Annotated in this window: 17 protein-coding genes; 9 read left to right on the forward strand and 8 right to left on the reverse strand. The window is 70.4% G+C overall.

Going from position 1 to position 17,475, the window contains the following annotated elements:
• The first annotated feature begins 2 nt into the window (after positions 1-2).
• Positions 3-1,409 (forward strand): hypothetical protein, encoded by a 1,407-nt coding sequence (locus AB4880_RS13345; RefSeq protein ID WP_367919703.1) that lies wholly within the window; start codon positions 3-5, stop codon positions 1,407-1,409.
• Here the strand turns inward: AB4880_RS13345 and trpD are convergent.
• The 3 genes from trpD to AB4880_RS13360 are packed head-to-tail and all read right to left on the reverse strand — an operon-like array spanning position 1,396 to position 3,840.
• Complete coding sequence (gene trpD / locus AB4880_RS13350; protein WP_367919704.1) at positions 1,396-2,430, reverse strand: anthranilate phosphoribosyltransferase; 1,035 nt, start codon at positions 2,428-2,430, stop codon at positions 1,396-1,398. The two genes, AB4880_RS13345 and trpD, sit on opposite strands and share 14 nt — an antisense overlap.
• Positions 2,427-2,828 (reverse strand): Rv3143 family two-component system response regulator, encoded by a 402-nt coding sequence (locus AB4880_RS13355; RefSeq protein ID WP_367919705.1) that lies wholly within the window; start codon positions 2,826-2,828, stop codon positions 2,427-2,429. The genes trpD and AB4880_RS13355 overlap by 4 nt, the downstream gene beginning before the upstream one ends.
• A 10-nt stretch (positions 2,829-2,838) precedes the next feature.
• Entirely contained in the window at positions 2,839-3,840 is a 1,002-nt protein-coding gene (locus AB4880_RS13360) for a cytochrome c oxidase assembly protein (protein ID WP_367919706.1), read from the reverse strand.
• A 77-nt stretch (positions 3,841-3,917) separates the two neighbouring features.
• On the opposite strand from AB4880_RS13360, the gene ctaE reads away from it, so the two are divergent.
• The 5 genes from ctaE (at position 3,918) to AB4880_RS13385 (ending at position 9,859) form a co-directional block, all read left to right on the forward strand.
• Entirely contained in the window at positions 3,918-4,571 is a 654-nt protein-coding gene (gene ctaE / locus AB4880_RS13365; protein WP_367919707.1) for an aa3-type cytochrome oxidase subunit III, read from the forward strand.
• A gap of 34 nt (positions 4,572-4,605) precedes the next feature.
• Positions 4,606-5,481 carry a cytochrome bc1 complex diheme cytochrome c subunit gene (gene qcrC / locus AB4880_RS13370; RefSeq protein WP_367919708.1) on the forward strand — a complete coding sequence of 292 codons (876 nt, stop codon included), beginning with the start codon at positions 4,606-4,608 and terminating at the stop codon, positions 5,479-5,481.
• On the forward strand, positions 5,478-6,581 hold the full coding sequence (gene qcrA, locus AB4880_RS13375; RefSeq protein WP_367919709.1) for a cytochrome bc1 complex Rieske iron-sulfur subunit: 1,104 nt from the start codon (positions 5,478-5,480) through the stop codon (positions 6,579-6,581). The genes qcrC and qcrA overlap by 4 nt, the downstream gene beginning before the upstream one ends.
• The gene (gene qcrB / locus AB4880_RS13380; RefSeq protein ID WP_367919710.1) at positions 6,571-8,286 is read left to right on the forward strand and encodes a cytochrome bc1 complex cytochrome b subunit; all 1,716 of its coding nucleotides are present in this window, start codon (positions 6,571-6,573) and stop codon (positions 8,284-8,286) included. Before qcrA ends, qcrB begins: the two co-directional genes overlap by 11 nt.
• A 343-nt stretch (positions 8,287-8,629) precedes the next feature.
• On the forward strand, positions 8,630-9,859 hold the full coding sequence (locus AB4880_RS13385; protein WP_367919711.1) for a putative hexosyltransferase: 1,230 nt from the start codon (positions 8,630-8,632) through the stop codon (positions 9,857-9,859).
• A 100-nt stretch (positions 9,860-9,959) separates the two neighbouring features.
• Here the strand turns inward: AB4880_RS13385 and AB4880_RS13390 are convergent, their stop codons facing one another.
• From AB4880_RS13390 to ctaC, 4 genes are all read right to left on the reverse strand, one after another.
• Positions 9,960-11,177: a L,D-transpeptidase gene (locus tag AB4880_RS13390; protein ID WP_367919712.1), complete on the reverse strand. Its 1,218-nt coding sequence runs from the start codon at positions 11,175-11,177 to the stop codon at positions 9,960-9,962.
• 187 nt (positions 11,178-11,364) lie between these two features.
• Positions 11,365-11,781, reverse strand: a complete 417-nt coding sequence (locus AB4880_RS13395; protein WP_367919713.1) for a cytochrome c oxidase subunit 4 — start codon at positions 11,779-11,781, stop codon at positions 11,365-11,367.
• A complete protein-coding gene (gene ctaD / locus AB4880_RS13400) occupies positions 11,781-13,472 on the reverse strand; it encodes an aa3-type cytochrome oxidase subunit I (RefSeq protein WP_437440502.1) in 1,692 nt (563 codons plus the stop codon). The genes AB4880_RS13395 and ctaD overlap by 1 nt, the downstream gene beginning before the upstream one ends.
• Complete coding sequence (gene ctaC / locus AB4880_RS13405; protein ID WP_367919714.1) at positions 13,469-14,341, reverse strand: aa3-type cytochrome oxidase subunit II; 873 nt, start codon at positions 14,339-14,341, stop codon at positions 13,469-13,471. The genes ctaD and ctaC overlap by 4 nt, the downstream gene beginning before the upstream one ends.
• A gap of 228 nt (positions 14,342-14,569) precedes the next feature.
• Between ctaC and AB4880_RS13410 the strand changes: the two genes are divergently transcribed.
• Entirely contained in the window at positions 14,570-15,688 is a 1,119-nt protein-coding gene (locus AB4880_RS13410) for a cysteine desulfurase family protein (RefSeq protein ID WP_367919715.1), read from the forward strand.
• Positions 15,689-15,696: 8 nt separating this feature from the next.
• On the forward strand, positions 15,697-15,921 hold the full coding sequence (locus AB4880_RS13415) for a sulfurtransferase TusA family protein (protein WP_367919716.1): 225 nt from the start codon (positions 15,697-15,699) through the stop codon (positions 15,919-15,921).
• Positions 15,922-16,037: 116 nt separating this feature from the next.
• On the opposite strand, the gene AB4880_RS13420 is transcribed toward AB4880_RS13415, so the two are convergent.
• Positions 16,038-16,994 carry a carbohydrate kinase family protein gene (locus AB4880_RS13420; RefSeq protein WP_379228990.1) on the reverse strand — a complete coding sequence of 319 codons (957 nt, stop codon included), beginning with the start codon at positions 16,992-16,994 and terminating at the stop codon, positions 16,038-16,040.
• 140 nt (positions 16,995-17,134) lie between these two features.
• On the opposite strand from AB4880_RS13420, the gene AB4880_RS13425 reads away from it, so the two are divergent.
• Complete coding sequence (locus AB4880_RS13425) at positions 17,135-17,347, forward strand: hypothetical protein (RefSeq protein WP_367919718.1); 213 nt, start codon at positions 17,135-17,137, stop codon at positions 17,345-17,347.
• The last annotated feature ends 128 nt before the right edge of the window (positions 17,348-17,475 follow it).

Genomic DNA, 17,475 nt, shown 5'->3' on the forward strand with positions numbered 1-17,475 from the left:
TCGTGACCGCGCCGGTGGCGCAGGGCCTGCGGAGCGAGCCGCGCTTCCCGCTGCTCGCCCGCGTGACGCCGCTGCTGATCGGCCTGCTCCTGACGGCGCTGCTGGTGGCGCTGGTCCGGCGGCCGTTCCGCTCGTTCGACACCTACTTCCACCTGCGCTTCGGTGAGGAGTTCCGCCACGGCTGGTCGGTGAGCCATCCCGGCCAGCTCAGCGCGGCGTCGACGGCCGACTGGGCGCCGACGCAGTGGCTGCCGCAGATGGGGATGTCGTGGTTGTCCGACACCTTGGGCCGCTCGGGTCTGGTGGTGCTCTTCGCACTGGTCGTCGTGGTGTTCGTCGCCGCCGTCCACCTGCTGCTGCGCCGCTACGCCGGCCCCGGCGTCGCGGTCGCGCTGAGCGCCGTCGTCGTCCTCGGCTGCCTGCCCAGCCTGTCGCTGCGCCCGCAGGTGCTGAGCTATCTCTTCCTGATCCTGGTCCTCGCCGCCTGGGACCGCGCCCGCCGCACCGGCCGCGCCCCCTGGCTGCTGGGACCGCTCGGCTGGGTGTGGGCGACCAGCCACGGCATGTGGATCATCGGCGTCGCGGTGTGCGCCTTCCTCGCGGTGCTGCTCGTCGTCGAGCAGCGGCCGGGGCGGCGCCGCTCGGCCGAGCTGCTCGCCGTACCGGTGCTGATGCTCGGCTTCGCGCTGGTCACCCCCGTCGGCCCGCGGCTGCTGACGGCCGTGCTCGAGGTCAACTCCCGCTCGGAGTACTTCGGCGAGTGGAACGTCCCCCACCTCCTCAGCCTCGGCGCCGCACCGCTCGCCGCGCTGCTCGCCGCCGCGGTGCTGCTGCTCGTACGCCGCGCGGAGGTCCGGCCCTACGACATCGGCCTGCTGGCGCTCGGCGGCGCCTTCGCCGTCTACTCGGGGCGCACCGTGCCGCTCGCCGTGATCACCCTCGCGGTGGTCGTGGCGTCCGAGCTCGGTCGCCGCGGAAGCCGGCCCCGGCTCGGCGCCCGCGAGCTGGCGCTGGTCGCCGTGCTGGGCGCGCTGGTCGTGGTCGTGGCGCCCTTCCAGCGGATCGTCGACGACGCGGCGACCCCGGTGCGGCCGTTCGCCGACCGGCTCGGCCAGCTGCCCGCGGGCAGCCTCGTGGTGACCGACTGGCCGACGGGTGGCGTCCTGCTGTGGACCGAGCCGCGGCTCGACGTCCCTCTGCACGGCTACGGCGACGTCTACACCGACGCCGAGCTCGCACGCTACGTCGACCTCGGCCGGCTCGAGCCCCACTGGGACGACACCCTCGGGCGGCTCCATCCCGCGGCCGCGCTGCTGCCCGAGGACGAGCCGCTCACCTACGCGCTGCTCGAGCTCGGCTGGCGGGTCGACCAGCGCGCGGGCGACCTGGTGCTGCTCAGCCCGCGCTAGCCGCGACCCAGCGGTCGAGCGTGGCGCGCGCCGCGCCGGAGTCGATCGCCTCGGCGGCGCGCGCGATGCCGGCGGCGAGGGCCTCGTCGACGGGCTCGCCCGGGGCGTCGTAGACGGCGAGAGCCGCGCCCGCGTTGAGCAGGACGGCGTCGCGCACGGGCCCCTGCTTGCCGTCGAGCAGGTCGAGCACCACGCCCGCGTTGTGGCGGGCGTCGCCGCCGCGCAGGTCCTCGGTCGTCGCGATCGGAAGGCCGAGCGCGGTCGGGTCGACGGTGGTCTCGCGCACCTCGCCGCCGTGGACGACCCACAGCCGCGAGGTGGTGGTCGTGGTCAGCTCGTCGAGCCCGTCGTCGCCCCGGAACACCCAGGCGTCGACGCTGCGGCGGGCGAACACGCCCGCCATCACCGGCGCCAGCCGCGGGTCGGCACAGCCGATGGCCTGTGCGGCGGGCTTGGTCGGGTTGGAGAGCGGGCCGAGCGCGTTGAACGCCGTCCCGATCCCGAGCTCCTTGCGCGGGACCGCGGCATGACGCATCGCGGGGTGGAAGGCGGCGGCGAAGAGGAAGGTGATGCCGGCCTCGTCGGCGACCGCGGCCACCCGGTCGACCGGCAGGTCGAGCCGGACGCCCAGCGCCTCGAGGACGTCGGCCGTGCCGGACTTCGAGGACGCCGAGCGGTTGCCGTGCTTGACCACGCGCGCGCCCGCGCCGGCCGCGACGATCGCCGCCATCGTGGAGATGTTGACCGAGAACGAGCGGTCGCCGCCGGTGCCGACCACGTCGAGCAGCCGTCCGGGGATGCTGATCGGGGTCATCACGGCGTACATCGCGTCGACCAGGCCGGTCAGCTCGTCGATCGACTCGCCCTTGGCGCGCAGCGCCACGACGAAGCCCGCGATCTGCGCGGGCGAGGCGGCGCCGGCCAGGATCTCGCCCATCGCCCAGGTCGCCTGCTCCGGCGCGAGGTCCTCCCCCGCGACGAGCGTGCCGAGGACGTCGGGCCAGGTCACCGCCGTGTTCACGCCGGGACGCGCGAGCGGAGCAGCGAGACGACCGCCTCCGCGAGCTGGATCGGGTCGATCGGGTGCGGTACGGCGGCGTCGGCGCGCGACCAGGTGGCGAGCCAGGCGTCCTGGGGACGCCCGGTCAGGACGAGCAGGGGCGGGCAGTCGCGGATCTCGTCCTTGAGCTGCTTGGCGATGCCCATGCCACCGGCCGGGACCGCCTCGCCGTCGAGGATCGCGAGCGCGAGGTGGCCGGCGTCCATGTTCTGGATGACGACCGGCTCGGTCGCCACCTCGACGTACTCCAGCTCGGGCAGGTCCGGGTGGGGACGGCGGCCCAGCGCCAGGATGACCTGCTCGCGGGTGTGCACGTCGTCGCTGTAGACCAGCACCTTCAGAGGCTTCGTGGAGCTCACCCGCGCGATGCTACTCGGACGGCCCGGGGTCCGGGGGTGTGACGTCCGCCGCGGCGAGCCGCTCCCGCTCCTCCCGCCGCTCCAGCCGCTCCAGCCGCTCCAGCCGCTCCAGCCGATCGAGGCGGCGATCCTCCCGCTCGGCCTCCTTCAGCGACGAGCGCACCCACTGCACGAAGAGGATGACGAAGAAGACCAGGCCGACCAGGTCGCCCGCACCCCAGAGGATCCCGCCGGCGAGCCGCTGGTCGGCCTCGGGGTCGGGCAGCCAGGCGCCGAGCGGGCCGTGGTGGAGCGAGGGATACCAGTCACCGCCGAGGAGCGCCTTCTGCCCCATGATCGTGACGCCGAGGAAGGCGTGGAAAGGCAGGGTCATCACGGTGAGCAGCACCCGGAACGGGTGGCCGACCCGGCCGGGCAGGGGGTCGACGCCCACGATCGGCCAGAAGAAGAGGGCGCCGACCAGCACCAGGTGCACATGCATCATCTCGTGGACGTACGTCGAGCGCAGCGACGCGTCGTACCAGCCGGAGAAATAGAGCGCCCACGGCGAGAGCACGTAGAGCGCGAAGGTCAGCGGCGGGAAGCCGAGCACCTTGGCCAACCGGGAGTGCAGCACCGCCAGCAGCCAGCCGCGGGGCCGGCGCGGCAGGGTGCGCAGCGCCAACGTGACCGGGGCGCCCAGCGCCAGGGACAGCGGCACGACCATCGACAGCACCATGTGCTGGACCATGTGGGCGCTCAGCAGCACCGTGTCGTAGGCCGCCAGCCCGGACGACGTCGCCACGTAGAACGCCAGCATCCCGACGACCCAGGCGATCGACCGGCCGACCGGCCAGGCGTCGCCGCGGCGACGCAGCGAGGCGACGCCGACGAGGTAGAGGCCGGTGGCCCACACGGTGATCACCAGCGGCAGCGGCTCGAGGCCCCACTGGCCCCAGAACGCGCCCGCGTCGAACGGCGGGAGGTCCTGGACGCTCCCGGCCGCCGCGGTCACCACCCACCCTGTAGACACGTCTTTGAGCGTAGGTGCCGCGTGGAACGCGCCCGAACCGGGGGGTCGGGATGCCCCCGGCAACCGATGAGGCAATAATGGCGCCCGTGGCGACCTCTGCAACGGCATCCCTCCCGGCTTCGCGCCTTCACGGCCAGCACGACCGACCGAGCATGGTCGCCGTCGGCACCATCATCTGGCTGTCCAGCGAGCTCATGTTCTTCGCGGCGCTCTTCGCGTCGTACTTCACGATCCGCTCGGTCTCGCCCGAGATGTGGTCGGAGAACACCCAGCTGCTGAACGTCCCGTTCGCCTCGATCAACACCACGATCCTGGTGCTCTCGTCGTTCACCTGCCAGCTGGGCGTCTTCGCCGCGGAGCGGGGTCAGGTGAGCCGTGCCGGCTCGCTGCTCCAGGTGGGCAAGTGGGGTCTGCGTGAGTGGTTCATCCTCACCTACGTCATGGGCGCGATCTTCATCGGCGGCCAGGCCCTGGAGTACTCCGAGCTGATCCACGAGGGCGTCACGATCCCCCACGACGGCTACGGCACGATGTTCTACCTGACCACCGGCTTCCACGGCATCCACGTGACCGGCGGTCTGATCGCCTTCCTCTTCGTCCTGGGCCGCACCTACGTCGCCAAGCGCTTCACCCACGAGCAGGCGGTCAGCGCGATCGTCGTCTCGTACTACTGGCACTTCGTCGACGTGGTCTGGATCGGCCTGTTCGCGACGATCTACCTCATCAAGTGACCCCACGCCCGACCCGGACTCGCAAGGACTGATTGTGCGCCTTCTGAACCGCTCCGCCGGTCGCCTCTCCCGGCACCGCCGCGGCCCGATCGCCGGCCTCCTGGTGCTGGTGTGCGGCCTCCTCCTGACCGGTGGCCTGTACGCCGCGTTCGCGCCTGCCCAGGCAGACTCGAACACCGACCAGCAGGCGCTGATCAAGGAGGGCCGGCAGCTCTTCATCGTCAGCTGCGCCTTCTGCCACGGCCAGAACGGTGAGGGCGTCCTCACCCAGGGCGGCTCGCAGTACGGCCCGGCCCTGACCGACGTCGGCGCCGCCGCCGTCGACTTCCAGGTCAGCACCGGCCGGATGCCGATGGCCCAGCCCGGCGTCCAGGCTCCGCGGAAGGAGTCCGTCTTCACCAAGGAGGAGACGGCGGCCCTCGCGGCGTACGTCGGCTCGCTCGGCACCGGTCCGGCCATCCCGGACAAGGAGCTCTACTCCACCGATGGCATGAGCCAGGACCAGATCGACGCGCTCGTCGTCCGCGGCGGCCAGATCTTCCTCGCCAACTGCACGGCGTGCCACAACTTCGAGGGCTCCGGCGGCGCCATGCCGCGCGGCGGCTTCGCCCCCAAGATCCGCGGCGTCGACTCCAAGCACATCTACGAGGCGATGCTCACCGGTCCGCAGTCGATGGACACCTTCTCCGACGGCAACATCCCGCCGGAGGACAAGAAGGCCGTCATCGCCTACCTCAACGAGCTGAACAAGGCGCCCAGCTACAGCGGTCTCACGCTCGGCAGCCTCGGCCCCGTGAGTGAGGGCATCATCGCCTGGATCTTCGGCCTCGGCCTCCTGGTCGGCTTCGCCGTCTGGATCGCGGCACACACCACCCGCTCGAGCAAGAAGAAGGACGAGGCGGCAGCGTGAGCGACGCACACGACACCCACTCCGACCCCCACGGGGGCGAGCTGGTCCCCGCCGGGCCGATCGCCGACCCGGGTCTCCCGGAGCACCACTGGCGGCCGACCGACGTCGACCCCGCCAAGGAGAAGCGCGCGGAGCGCCAGGTGGCCACGCTGTTCGGCCTGTCGGCCGTCTGCACGGTCCTCTTCCTGGTCGCGTACTTCACCCTCGACATCGGTGACAACTGGACGATCGTGGCGGGCTTCGGCGCGTCCACGATGGCCCTGGGCCTGAGCCTCGGCCTCGCGCTGATGTTCATCGGCGTCGGCGTCATCCACTGGGCCCGCAAGCTCATGGCCGACCACGAGATCATGGAGCTGCGCCACCCGGCCCGCTCCAGCGACGCCGACCGCGAGGTCGCCGTCCAGGCGCTCACCGACGGCATCAACGAGTCGGGCATCGGACGTCGTCCGCTGATCCGCAACTCACTCCTCGGCGCGGTCGGCCTGCTCGGCCTGCCGGCGGTCGTGATGCTGCGCGACCTCGGCCCGCTGCCGGGCGACAAGCTCTACCACACGATCTGGGGCAAGGGGACGAAGTCGGCCCCGATGCGCATCGTCCGCGACGGCATCTGGACCCCGATCCTGGCCTCCGACCTCGAGATCGGCGACCTGGTCAACTGCCAGCCCGACGCGCTGCACAACCCCGAGCGCTACGGCATCGACCCGACCGAGGTCGAGGGTGTCAACCTGCAGATCCACAAGTCCAAGGCGTCGCTGATCCTGCTGCGCATGCAGCCCGAGGACATCAAGCCCGGCAAGGACGCCCACGGCAAGAGTCGCGCCAACTGGGACGTCCAGGGCATCGTGGCCTACTCCAAGATCTGCACCCACGTCGGTTGCCCGATCTCGCTGAACGAGCGCACGACGCACCACCTGCTGTGCCCGTGCCACCAGTCCACCTTCGACCTGGCGGACTCCGGCCGCGTCGTCTTCGGCCCCGCCGGACGCCCGCTGCCGCAGCTGCCCATCGCCGTGGACGACGAGGGCTACCTCGTCGCCCAGCGCGACTTCGACGAGCCGGTCGGCCCGAGCTTCTGGGAGCGTGACTACTATGAGCGTTGATCTGAGCAAGGTCGCCTCGACCAACAGCACGACCCCCGCGACCACCAAGGGCGCTCAGCGCGCCGGTGCGATCGCCACCTGGGCCGACGAGCGTCTCGGCCTCGGCTCGATGATGAAGAAGAACATCCGCAAGGTGTTCCCCGACCACTGGTCCTTCATGCTGGGCGAGATCGCCCTGTGGAGCTTCGTCGTCGTCCTGCTGACCGGTGTCTTCCTCACGCTCTGGTTCGACCCGAGCATGAGCGAGGTCCAGTACAACGGCGCCTACGACCCGCTGCGCGGCGTGCACATGTCGTCGGCGTACGCCTCGGCGCTCGACATCTCGTTCGACGTCCGTGGCGGTCTGCTCATGCGGCAGATGCACCACTGGGGCGCGATGATCTTCATCGCCTCGATGATGATCCACATGCTCCGCGTCTTCCTGACCGGCGCGTTCCGCAAGCCGCGCGAGCTGAACTGGATCATCGGCTGCCTGCTGCTGCTCCTCGGCACCATCGAGGGCTTCACCGGCTACTCGCTGCCTGACGACCTGCTCTCCGGCACCGGCGTCCGGGCCGCGGACGGCTTCATGAAGGCCTCGCCGGTCGTCGGCACCTATATGTCGTTCTTCCTGTTCGGCGGCGAGTTCCCGGGCGACGCGATCATCCCCCGCTTCTACGCGATGCACATCCTGCTCATCCCGGGTCTGCTGCTCGCGCTGGTCGCCGCCCACATGCTGCTGCTCGTCTACCACAAGCACACCCAGTGGGCCGGCCCCGGTCGCACCGAGGAGAACGTCGTCGGCTACCCGATGCTCCCGGTCTACGCGGCGAAGGCGGGCGGCTTCTTCTTCATCGTCTTCGGTGTCATCGCGACGATGGGCGGCCTGTTCTCGATCAACGCGGTCTGGAAGTACGGCCCCTACGACCCGTCCAAGGTCACCGCGGGCTCGCAGCCTGACTGGTACATGGGCTGGCCCGACGGTCTGCTCCGCATCATCCCGGCCTGGGAGACCCACATCTGGGGCGTCACGCTCTCGTGGAACATCATGATCCCGATCCTGGTGATGCCTCCGCTGATGCTGATGATCCTGATGGCGCTGCCGTTCATCGAGTCGTGGATCACCGGCGACAAGCGTGAGCACCACCTGCTCCAGCGCCCGCGCAACGCTCCGACGCGCACCGCGATCATGGCCTCGCTGATGACCTTCTACGGCCTCGCCTGGGCCGCGGGCGGCAACGACATCATCGCGATCAAGCTGCACCTGAGCATCAACGAGATCACGTACTTCATGCGTGGCGCGGTGTTCATCGGACCGGCCATCGCCTTCTACATCACGCGTCGCTGGTGCATCTCGCTGCAGCGTCACGACGAGGAGAAGCTGCTCCACGGCTACGAGTCGGGCGTCCTGGTCCGCTCCGCCGAGGGCGCCTACGCCGAGAAGCACCTGCCGCTCCCCCAGGGCAAGGCCTACGCGCTCACCGCGCGCGACGACGACCCGCGTCCGGAGACGGACGAGGAGATCGAGGCCTCGGGTGCGACCGGTCGCGAGCTGCGCGTGCGCAAGCTGCGGGCCAAGCTCGCCCGGCTGTTCTTCGCGGACAACGTCCAGAAGCCGACCGCCGAGGAGCTGCACGAGGCTCAGCACCACGCCGAGCACGAGCTGCACGAGCTCGAGTCGCAGATCGCCGCCGGCCCCAACCGGCACGGTCCCGCCGACCACTGAGTACGCCGTACCGGCCGCCACTCCCCCGGGGGTGGCGGCCGGTTCTTTTTTGGGCAGAGCCGTGGCCCGCCGTGGGTGATCGGCGCGGATCCGGTGAACCTGGTTGATGCGATCCCCGCCGATGATCGAGCCGGCAGAAGTTTCCGCCGGGTCAGTGCATTTCACGAGCCGGTTTGTGCCGGGTCAGTGCATTTCGCGAGCCAGTTTGTGCCGGGTCGGCGCAGGGGGCGGACGCAGATGGCCCAGAAGGACTAGACCACCCCGGTCCGAACGCCCAGACCTGCGCCACTCCCCTGCCCCGAGCAGCGCTGCGCGACTAACCTCGGCGCGGAAAGGGGACTCCATGCTCCAGCAGCGCCGCGAGAAGGGCATCCAGCGCCGTCTGGGGACCCTGCTGACCTACTACTGGGTCCCGCTGGCCGCCTGCCTGCTGACGCGCCTGCTCGACATCCTGTTGATCGAGGTCGTCAGCGCCCACCAGGTCTCCACCGACGATTTCGCCGACAACGCCTACATCCACGTCCACCACCCCGCCGATCCCGGCTTCCTCGGGGTCGCGACCAACTGGGACGGGCAGTGGTACCAGACGATCGCCGAGCATGGCTATCCCGGCGACCTGCCGACGGACCACCACGGCGTGGTCACCATGAACCCGTGGGCCTTCCTCCCGCTCTACCCCACGCTCGTCCGCGTGCTCATGCCGCTGACCGGCGGCTCGTTCGTCGTCGCGGCCAGCCTGGTGAGCGTGCTGACCAGCACGATCGCGTTCTGCTGGCTCTACCGGCTGGTCCGGGAGCACGCGGGTCCGTGGCTCGCGGCGGGGCTGGTCATCGCGATCAACGCGTTCCCCGCGGCGCCGACGTTCGTGACCGCCTACAGCGAGGGCCTGGGCCTGCTGGTCGTCGTGGCGGCGCTCGACCTGCTGCGGCGGCGACGGTACGGCTGGTTCTGCGTGGCGATGATCGTCCTCGGCTTCACCCGCCCGATCGCGATCGCGTTCGGGCCGGTCGTCGTGCTGCATGCGCTGATGCGACGGCGACAGGAGGGCCCCCTCCCCCGCACCACGTACGGCGGGCTCGCGCTCGCCGCGGCCAGCACGGCGGTCGGCTTCGTGCTGTGGCCGCTGACGGCCGCGCTCGTCACCGGGCGCCTCGACGCCTACCCGAAGACCCAGGCGGCCTGGGCCGACCCCGGCGCGGGTTGGGAGTCGTGGCTGGTCTCCTCGTGGACCATGGGCGCCGCGATGACCTTCGTGGTCGGCGTCGCGGTCGCGGCGGCCGGTTGGATGCTGTTCCGGCCGGACGCGCGTCGCTGGCCGGTCGAGCTGCGGTTCTGGGCGGCGTCCTACAGCGCCTTCCTGCTGGCCTCCGCGCGGCCGACGCCGAGCATCATCCGGTACGGGATGCTGACGCTGATCTTCTGCTTCCCGTTCGCCGAGCTCGGCTGGCGCTCGAGCCGGCGGGTGCGCGGGCTCATCGTCGCCGCGATCGCGGTCGGCGCCGTCGTCATGCACTACGTGTGGCTGGACGGCTGGTTCATCCTCAGCGAGGAGCAGCTCGTCGGCTACCCGTGAGCCCTCAGCTGAGCCCTCAGCCGAGCACTCCGCCGAGCACTCCGCCGAGCACTCCGCCGAGCACTCAGCCGAACACTCAGCCGACCACTCCGCCGAACACTCAGCCGAGCGCGGAGTCGGCCCGATAGGTCTTCCACGGGATGTTCCAGTCGCCGTAGCCGTTGTCGGACTCCATCGGCCGGTTGGTGCCGACGTACTCGACGACGTCGCCGCGGCGGCTCATCGCGTAGAGCCAGGCAGCATTGTCGGTGCTCATGCCGGTGCAGCCGTGGGAGACGTTGGCGTGGCCCTGCGAGCCGACCGACCACGGCGCGGCGTGGATGAACTCACCGGAGTTGGTGAGCCGCATCGCCCACTTCACGTCGTTGATGTCGTAGGCCTCGGCCGAGCCGGCGGGGATGCCGACCGTCTCGGAGTTCATCCGGCGCTGAGCGAACTTCTCCATGATCACCTTGGTGCCGGAGCGGGTGATGAAGCCCGGCTTGCCGGTCGTGATCGGGATGGTGCGCAGCAGCTTGCCGTTGGAGAAGACCTTCATCTGGTGGGTCTGCGCGTTGACCTTGTAGACGTGCGCGTCACCGATCTTGAAGGAGACCTTGCGGTCCTCCTGGCCGTAGACGCCGCCGCCGGCGGAGACGCCGTTGATGCCGATGTCGACGCTGACCGAAGTGCCGGCCTGCCAGTAGGTCTTCGGCCGCCAGTGGGCGACGGTGTCGCTCACCCAGCGCCACGAACCGGCCTGCGCCGGCGTCGACGTCACCGTCATGTGCCGCTCGAAGCTCGCCTTGTCCTGCACCGGCAGGTCGAAGGACACCACGACCGGCATGCCGACGCCGACCGTCTCGCCCTGCAGGGGCGCCACGGAGGGATAGGCCTGCTGGTCGAGGGACAGCGCCTGGGTGGTGAAGCTCGAGATGCTCTCGACCGACTTGCCCTCGCCGTTCTTGGCGACGGCACGGACGCGGTAGCGGGTGGCGGGCTCGAGGCCGCCCACGGACACCCAGCGGGCGCCGTTGGCGACGAGACGTCCGGTGACCGGGCCGGCCGCGGAGCGCACCACGACCGAGCTGATCGTGCCGTGCTCGGCACTGACCCGCACGACCTTGTCGACCGGGACGCCGGTCGCCTTGTCGGCGACATTGGTCGTCACGACCGCCTCGACGGCCGCCGCGGCGGTGGTCTCGTCGGCGGAGGACCCGCCACCCCCACCCGGGGAGAATCCGGAGCCGTCGCAACCGGCGGCCAGGAGGGCCACCGTCGCGAGGACGGCGGCGGCGCGCAGCGCGCGCGGGCGACGGGGGGTGACGGGGAAGTTCACCGACAAAGGGTAACTGGCGGCGCCCAGAAAACCCGTCAGCAAGCACGTCGGCGGTGTCACACCGGAGTGTGACCCCGCCGACAGTGAGCGATCGGGCGAGCTGAGTCCCTGGCCGGCAGCGCGGCGGGAGGCGCCCCCTGGCAGCTTGCTGCCCCCAGGGCGCCGAGGACGCGCTCGGCCGAATGAACTAGTGGGCGTAGTCGCCGCGGTAGTACTCGAAGATCCAGCCGCTCACCGCGATCGCGCCAAGCACGATCCCGATGATGAACAGCCACCACGCGAGCACGGCCAGCGAGAAGACGATCAGGCCGAGGGTGGCGGCGCACCAGAGCGGCCACCAGGAGTACGGCGGGAAGAAGCCCAGCTCGCCCGCGCCCTCGGCGATCTCGCCGTCCTTGCGGTCCTCGGGACGGGCATCCATGCGGTTGGCGTGGAAGCCGATGTAGAGGGTGACCATCGCGCACAGGAGCGTGGTCATGACCAGGGCGGAGGTGCCGGTCCAGTCGGCGCCGTGGTCACTGGCGTCGGTGATGAACCAGTACGCCGGGCTGACCAGCACCAGGAACAGCGTGGTCACGCCGAAGATCCATGCTTCGACCTTCATCAGGCGTCAGCCCCCTTCGTACCGGCCAGCTCGGCCGCGTCCTCGTCGTCGTACATCTCGATGGCGGCGATCTCCGGGTGGTGGAGGTCGAAGGCCGGCGACTCCGAACGGATCCGCGGGATCCGGTGGAAGTTGTGGCGCGGCGGCGGGCAGCTCGTGGCCCACTCCAGCGACCGGCCCCAGCCCCACGGGTCGTCGGTGTTGACGAGCGGACCCTTGCGGGAGACGTAGACGTTGTAGAAGAAGGGCAGCAGCGAGGAGGCCAGGATGAAGGCGCCGATGGTCGACACCTGGTTCATGAACTCCCAGCCGTCACCGGGCAGGTAGTCGGCGTAGCGACGCGGCATGCCCTCGATGCCCAGCCAGTGCTGGATCAAGAAGGTGGTGTGGAAGCCGATGAACAGCAGCCAGAAGTGGATCTTGCCGAGGCGCTCGTCGAGCATCCGGCCGGTCAGCTTGGGCCACCAGAAGTAGAAGCCGGCGAACATCGCGAACACGACCGTGCCGAACACCGTGTAGTGGAAGTGCGCCACCACGAAGTAGGAGTCGGAGACGTGGAAGTCGAGCGGCGGGCTGGCCAGGATGATGCCGGTCAGGCCACCGAAGAGGAAGGTCGTGAGGAAGCCGATCGACCAGAGCATGGGGGTGTCCATGCGTACGGACCCGCCCCACATCGTCCCGATCCAGTTGAAGAACTTCACACCGGTCGGCACCGCGATCAGGAAGGTCATGCCGGAGAAGAACGGCAGGTTGACCGCCCCGGTGACGAACATGTGGTGCGCCCAGACGGCCACCGAGAGGATCGCGATGCCGAGGGTCGCGCCGACCAGGCCGATGTAGCCGAAGATCGGCTTGCGGCTGAAGACCGGGAGGATCTCGGAGATGATGCCGAAGAACGGCAGCGCGATGATGTAGACCTCGGGATGTCCGAAGAACCAGAACAGGTGCTGCCAGAGGATGGCGCCGCCGTGTGAGGTGTCGAAGACGTGGGCGCCGATCTGGCGGTCGGCCTCGAGCGAGAGCAGCGCGCCGGCGAGGATCGGGAAGGCGATCAGCACCAGGATCGCGGTGATCAGCACGGTCCACACGAAGATCGGCATCCGGAACATGGTCATGCCGGGCGCCCGCATGCAGATGATCGTGGTGATGAAGTTGACCGCACCCAGGATGGTGCCGAGACCACCCATCCACAGACCCATGATCCACAGGTCGCCGCCCACGCCGGGGCTGTTGACCGAGTCGGACAGCGGCGAGTAGGCGAACCAGCCGAAGGACGCCGCACCCTGGGGGGTGAGGAAGCCCGCGCCGGCGATCAGGCCGCCGAACAGGTACAGCCAGTAGCTGAACATGTTGAGTCGCGGGAAGGCGACGTCCGGCGCGCCGATCTGCAGCGGCATGATCGCGTTGCCGAAGCCGAAGAACAGCGGCGTCGCGAACAGCAGCAGCATGATCGTGCCGTGCATCGTGAAGAGCTGGTTGTAGAGCTCCTCGTTGACCAGCTGGCTACCGGGGTAGGCCAGCTCGGAACGGATGATCAGCGCCATGATGCCCGCGGCGATGAACCACGCCATGGCGGTGCCGAAGTACAGGTTGCCGATCAGCTTGTGATCGGTCGTCGTCATGATCCTGACGAGCTGCTTCCCCAGCGGCTTGCGCTGGGTGAGGTCCGTGGAACGCGCGAGCGTCGTCACTCGTGGTCTCCCTCGTCGTTGATGAGCGTCGTGGCGTACTTACCACCCTGGACCGGCGACTCCGACACGTTGTCGGGGTTCTTCGACAGGTCGGTGAGGTAGGCCTGGTACTCGGCCTCGGTCACGACCTTGACGTTGAACAGCATCCGCGAGTGGTAGGCGCCGCAGAGCTCGTAGCACTTGCCGGCGTACTGACCGGTCTCGGTCGGGGTGACCTGGTACGAGTTGTGGTTGCCCGGGACGACGTCCATGCGCATCGCGAAGGCCGGGATGCCGAAGTCGTGGATGACGTCGGGGCTGTAGAGCTGGAACTCGACGGTCTTGTGGACCGGGATCACCAGGGTCGGGATGTCGTCACCGGTGCCGGCGACGAAGACGTTGGTGCCCTCGGGGGTCTGCACCGAGTCGGGGTAGTTGAACGTCCACTGCCACTTCTGGCCGACGACCTTGACCACCACGTCGGGCTTGACGTGCTCGAGGGCGATGTTCTGCACGCGGACCGTGTGCGAGAAGAACGCGATCACCATGATGACGGGGAAGATCGTGTAGAAGATCTCGACCGGCAGGTTGTAGCGCGTCTGCACCGGGACCTCGTCGTCGGAACGGCGACGGAACCAGATCGGGACGCCGATGATGAGCGCCCACGTGATGACACCGGTCACCAGCGCGGCGATCCAGGCGCCCTGCCACAGATGCAGGATGTGCGTGCCCTGCTCGGACACGATCTCCGGCATGCCGAAGCGCTCCAGCTGCGTGTCGGTGGAGCAACCGCTCAGGGCGATCGCGAGTACGACGAATCCGGCGAGCGGGAGCGAACGACGGATTCGTCGCTGCGCGCCGCGCGTGCGCTCGGGGTGCCACCAGCCCACGAACGAGCCTTCCTCTCGAGGGTCAGAATTACTGCGAACACTAGCGGAGGGCGACCCCGGCCGGGCCGCGGGGTGGGTCGTTGCGGGGGCGTGCCGCCTGCCCTGAGCGTGGTCGCAGCGTTACCAGACCGTTCAACACACTCCGGCCGAGCGCGTCTGCGCCGCCGAACCGGCAGCAAGCTGCAGGGCGGGCGGCTCCGGATGCGCCGTCGGCCGTAGGGTCAGGGTGTGACAAGTGGCTCCGAGGTCTACCTCGACGCGGCGTCCTCCGAGCGGCTCCATCCGGCGGCCCGCGACACGCTCCTGGCGGCCCTCGACCGGGGGTACGCCGACCCGCGCCGGCTGCACCGCGCCGGGCGCGACGCCCGGCTGCTGCTCGACAACGCGCGGGCGGTGGTGGCCGAGGCGCTCGACGTCCGGCCCGACGAGGTGGCGTTCACGGCCTCGGGCACCGACGCGGTGCACCGCGGGCTGCTCGGGCTGACCGCGGCGACCGGTCGTGACGGCATCGTCCACGGCGCCGTCGAGCACTCCTCGGTCCTGCACGCGGCGACCTGGCGCCCCGCTCCCGCCTCGGCGGCGGTCGGCGTCGACTCGACCGGGCGGGTCGACCTCGACGCCATGGCCGCAGCGGCCCGCGAGCCGGGCGTGGGCGCGGTCGCGCTGCAGGCGGCCAACCAGGAGGTCGGCACGCTGCAGCCGGTCGACGACCTCGACCTGCCCGACGACGTCCCCCTGCTCGTGGACGCGGCGGCGGCGGTCGGCCACGTCCCGCTCCCCCGGCGCTGGTCGGCAATGACCGCGTCGGCGCACAAGTGGGGTGGTCCCGCGGGCGCCGGCGTGCTCGTCGTACGGCGGGGCACGCGGTGGACCAACCCGTTCCCCGGCGACGACGGGCTCGAGGAGGCCGGCGGCTTCCCGAACGTCCCGGCGGCGCTCGCCGCGGCAGCCGCACTCCAGGCGGTGCTGGCCGAGCGGGACGAGGTGGCCGCGCGCCAGTACGCGCTCGTCGAGCGGATCCGTGCCACGGCCGGCGCGCTGCCCGACACCGAGGTGGTCGGCGACCCGGTCGCCCGGCTCCCCCACCTGGTGACGTTCTCCTGCCTCTACGTCGGCGGCGACGAGATCGTCGGCGAGCTCGCGCAGCGCGGCTTCGGGGTCGCCAGCGGCTCGGCCTGTACGGCGTCGACCCTCGAGCCGAGCCACGTGCTGGCGGCGATGGGCGCGCTCACCCACGGCAACGTCCGCGTCTCGCTGACACGCGACACGACCGCCGAGGAGGTCGACGCCTTCTGCGCCGCCCTCGGCGAGGTGGTCACCGGGATCCGGGAGCGGGCCGGACTGTGAATGAGCCGATGACCGAGATCGACTGCCGCGAGCTGCCCTGCCCCCGCCCGATCATCGAGCTGGCGAAGGCGCTGCCGACGGTCGGCGTGGGCGAGCTGCTGGCGGTCGTGGCCCGCGACCCGGCGGCACGGCACGACGTACCGGCGTGGTGCCGGATGCGCGGGCAGGAGTACGTCGGAGAGGAGCGCGCCGCGGACGGCGCGCCCCGCTACGTGGTCCGACGCTTGAGCTGAGCCAGACGTCAAGGGCTGGCAGCTTGCTGCCCTACCGCGCCGGAGACGCGCTCGGCACCGACAGGTACAACTGCCGGCAGCGCGGCGGGAGGCGCGCCGCCGGCAGCTTGCTGCCCCTACCGCGCCGGAGACGCGCTCGGCACCGACAGGTACAGCCCGATCTCGTCGCCGGCCTCGTCACCGTAGGAGTCGCGGACGCGCGCCACGAACTGCTCGTGGGTGAAGTCGTACTCCTGGGTGCCGACCGTCTCGACGACGTAGGCCGCGAGGACGCAGCCGACCTGGGCGGCGCGCTCGAGCGAGGTGCCCCAGGTGAGCGCGGCGAGGAAGCCGGAGCGGAAGGCGTCGCCGACGCCGGTCGGCTCGACCGCGGCGACGTCCTTGGCGGCGGGGACCTCGAAGGAGGTGCCGTCGCTGGAGGTCACGCGGACGCCGTCCTTGCCGAGCGTGGTGACCTGGAGGCCGACCTTGGCGAGCACCTCGTCGGCGCTCCAGCCGGTCTTCTTCTCGATGACGTGCGACTCGTACTCGTTGGAGAACAGGATCGCCGCGCCGTCGATGAGGTCGCGGATCAGGTCGCCCTCGGCGAACGCGAGCTGCTGGGAGCAGTCGGCGATGAAGGCGTAGCCGCGCTGACGGCACTCCTCGGTGTGCCGCTTCATGGCGTCGGGGTCGTCGGCGCCGATGAGGACGTAGGCCGGCGCGCCGACGCGCTCGACGATCGGAAGCAGCTCGATCTGGCTGGCGTCGCTCATCGCGCCCGGGTAGAAGGAGGCGAACTGGGCCATCGTGGTGTCGGTGGTGCAGACGAAGCGGGCGGTGTGCTTGCTCTCGGAGATGTGCACGGAGTCGCAGTCGACGCCGTTGCGCTCGAGCCACGAGCGGTAGTCGGCGAAGTCCTCGCCCGCGGCCCCCACGAGCACCGGGCGCAGGCCGAGCCGGGCCAGGCCGAAGCACATGTTGGGGGCGACGCCGCCCCGGCGGATCTCGAGGTCGTTGACCAGGAAGGAGACCGAGAGCTTGTCGAGCTGATCGACGACCAGGGAGTCGGCGAACTTGCCGCCGAACGTCATCAGATGGTCGGTCGCGATCGAGCCGGCGATGAGGAGGGAGCCCGTGGGTGAATTCACGATACGAAAGGTTAACCGAGCCGTAGCCTCCGTGAGGGGCGATCCCCCTGGGTCTACCCTCCGGTAACGCTTACCTTCGAGGCATGTCCTCCTACGAAGAGCTCGCCGCACCCGCCGAACTCCACGCCGACTGCGAGGCCGTGAGCCGCCGGCTCGCCGAGGCGGCCGTCAAGGCCACCCGCCCGGCGCCCAGCATCCACTTCGACGAGCTCCCCCGGGAGACCCCCAAGCGCGACATCGAGATCTCCGAGGCCGCCCAGCGCCTCGCCAACGCCCTCCACCTCCACCTGGACTGACCGGGCGCGTCTCCGGCGCAGCGGGGGCAGCAAGCTGCCGGAGGAGCGCCTCCCGCCGCGCTGCCGGCGGCACCTGGACTGACCGAGCGCGTCTCCGGCGCAGCGGGGGCAGCAAGCTGCCGGAGGAG

Source organism: Nocardioides ginsengisoli (assembly GCF_039537225.1).
Taxonomy (GTDB): Bacteria; Actinomycetota; Actinomycetes; order Propionibacteriales; family Nocardioidaceae; genus Nocardioides; species Nocardioides ginsengisoli.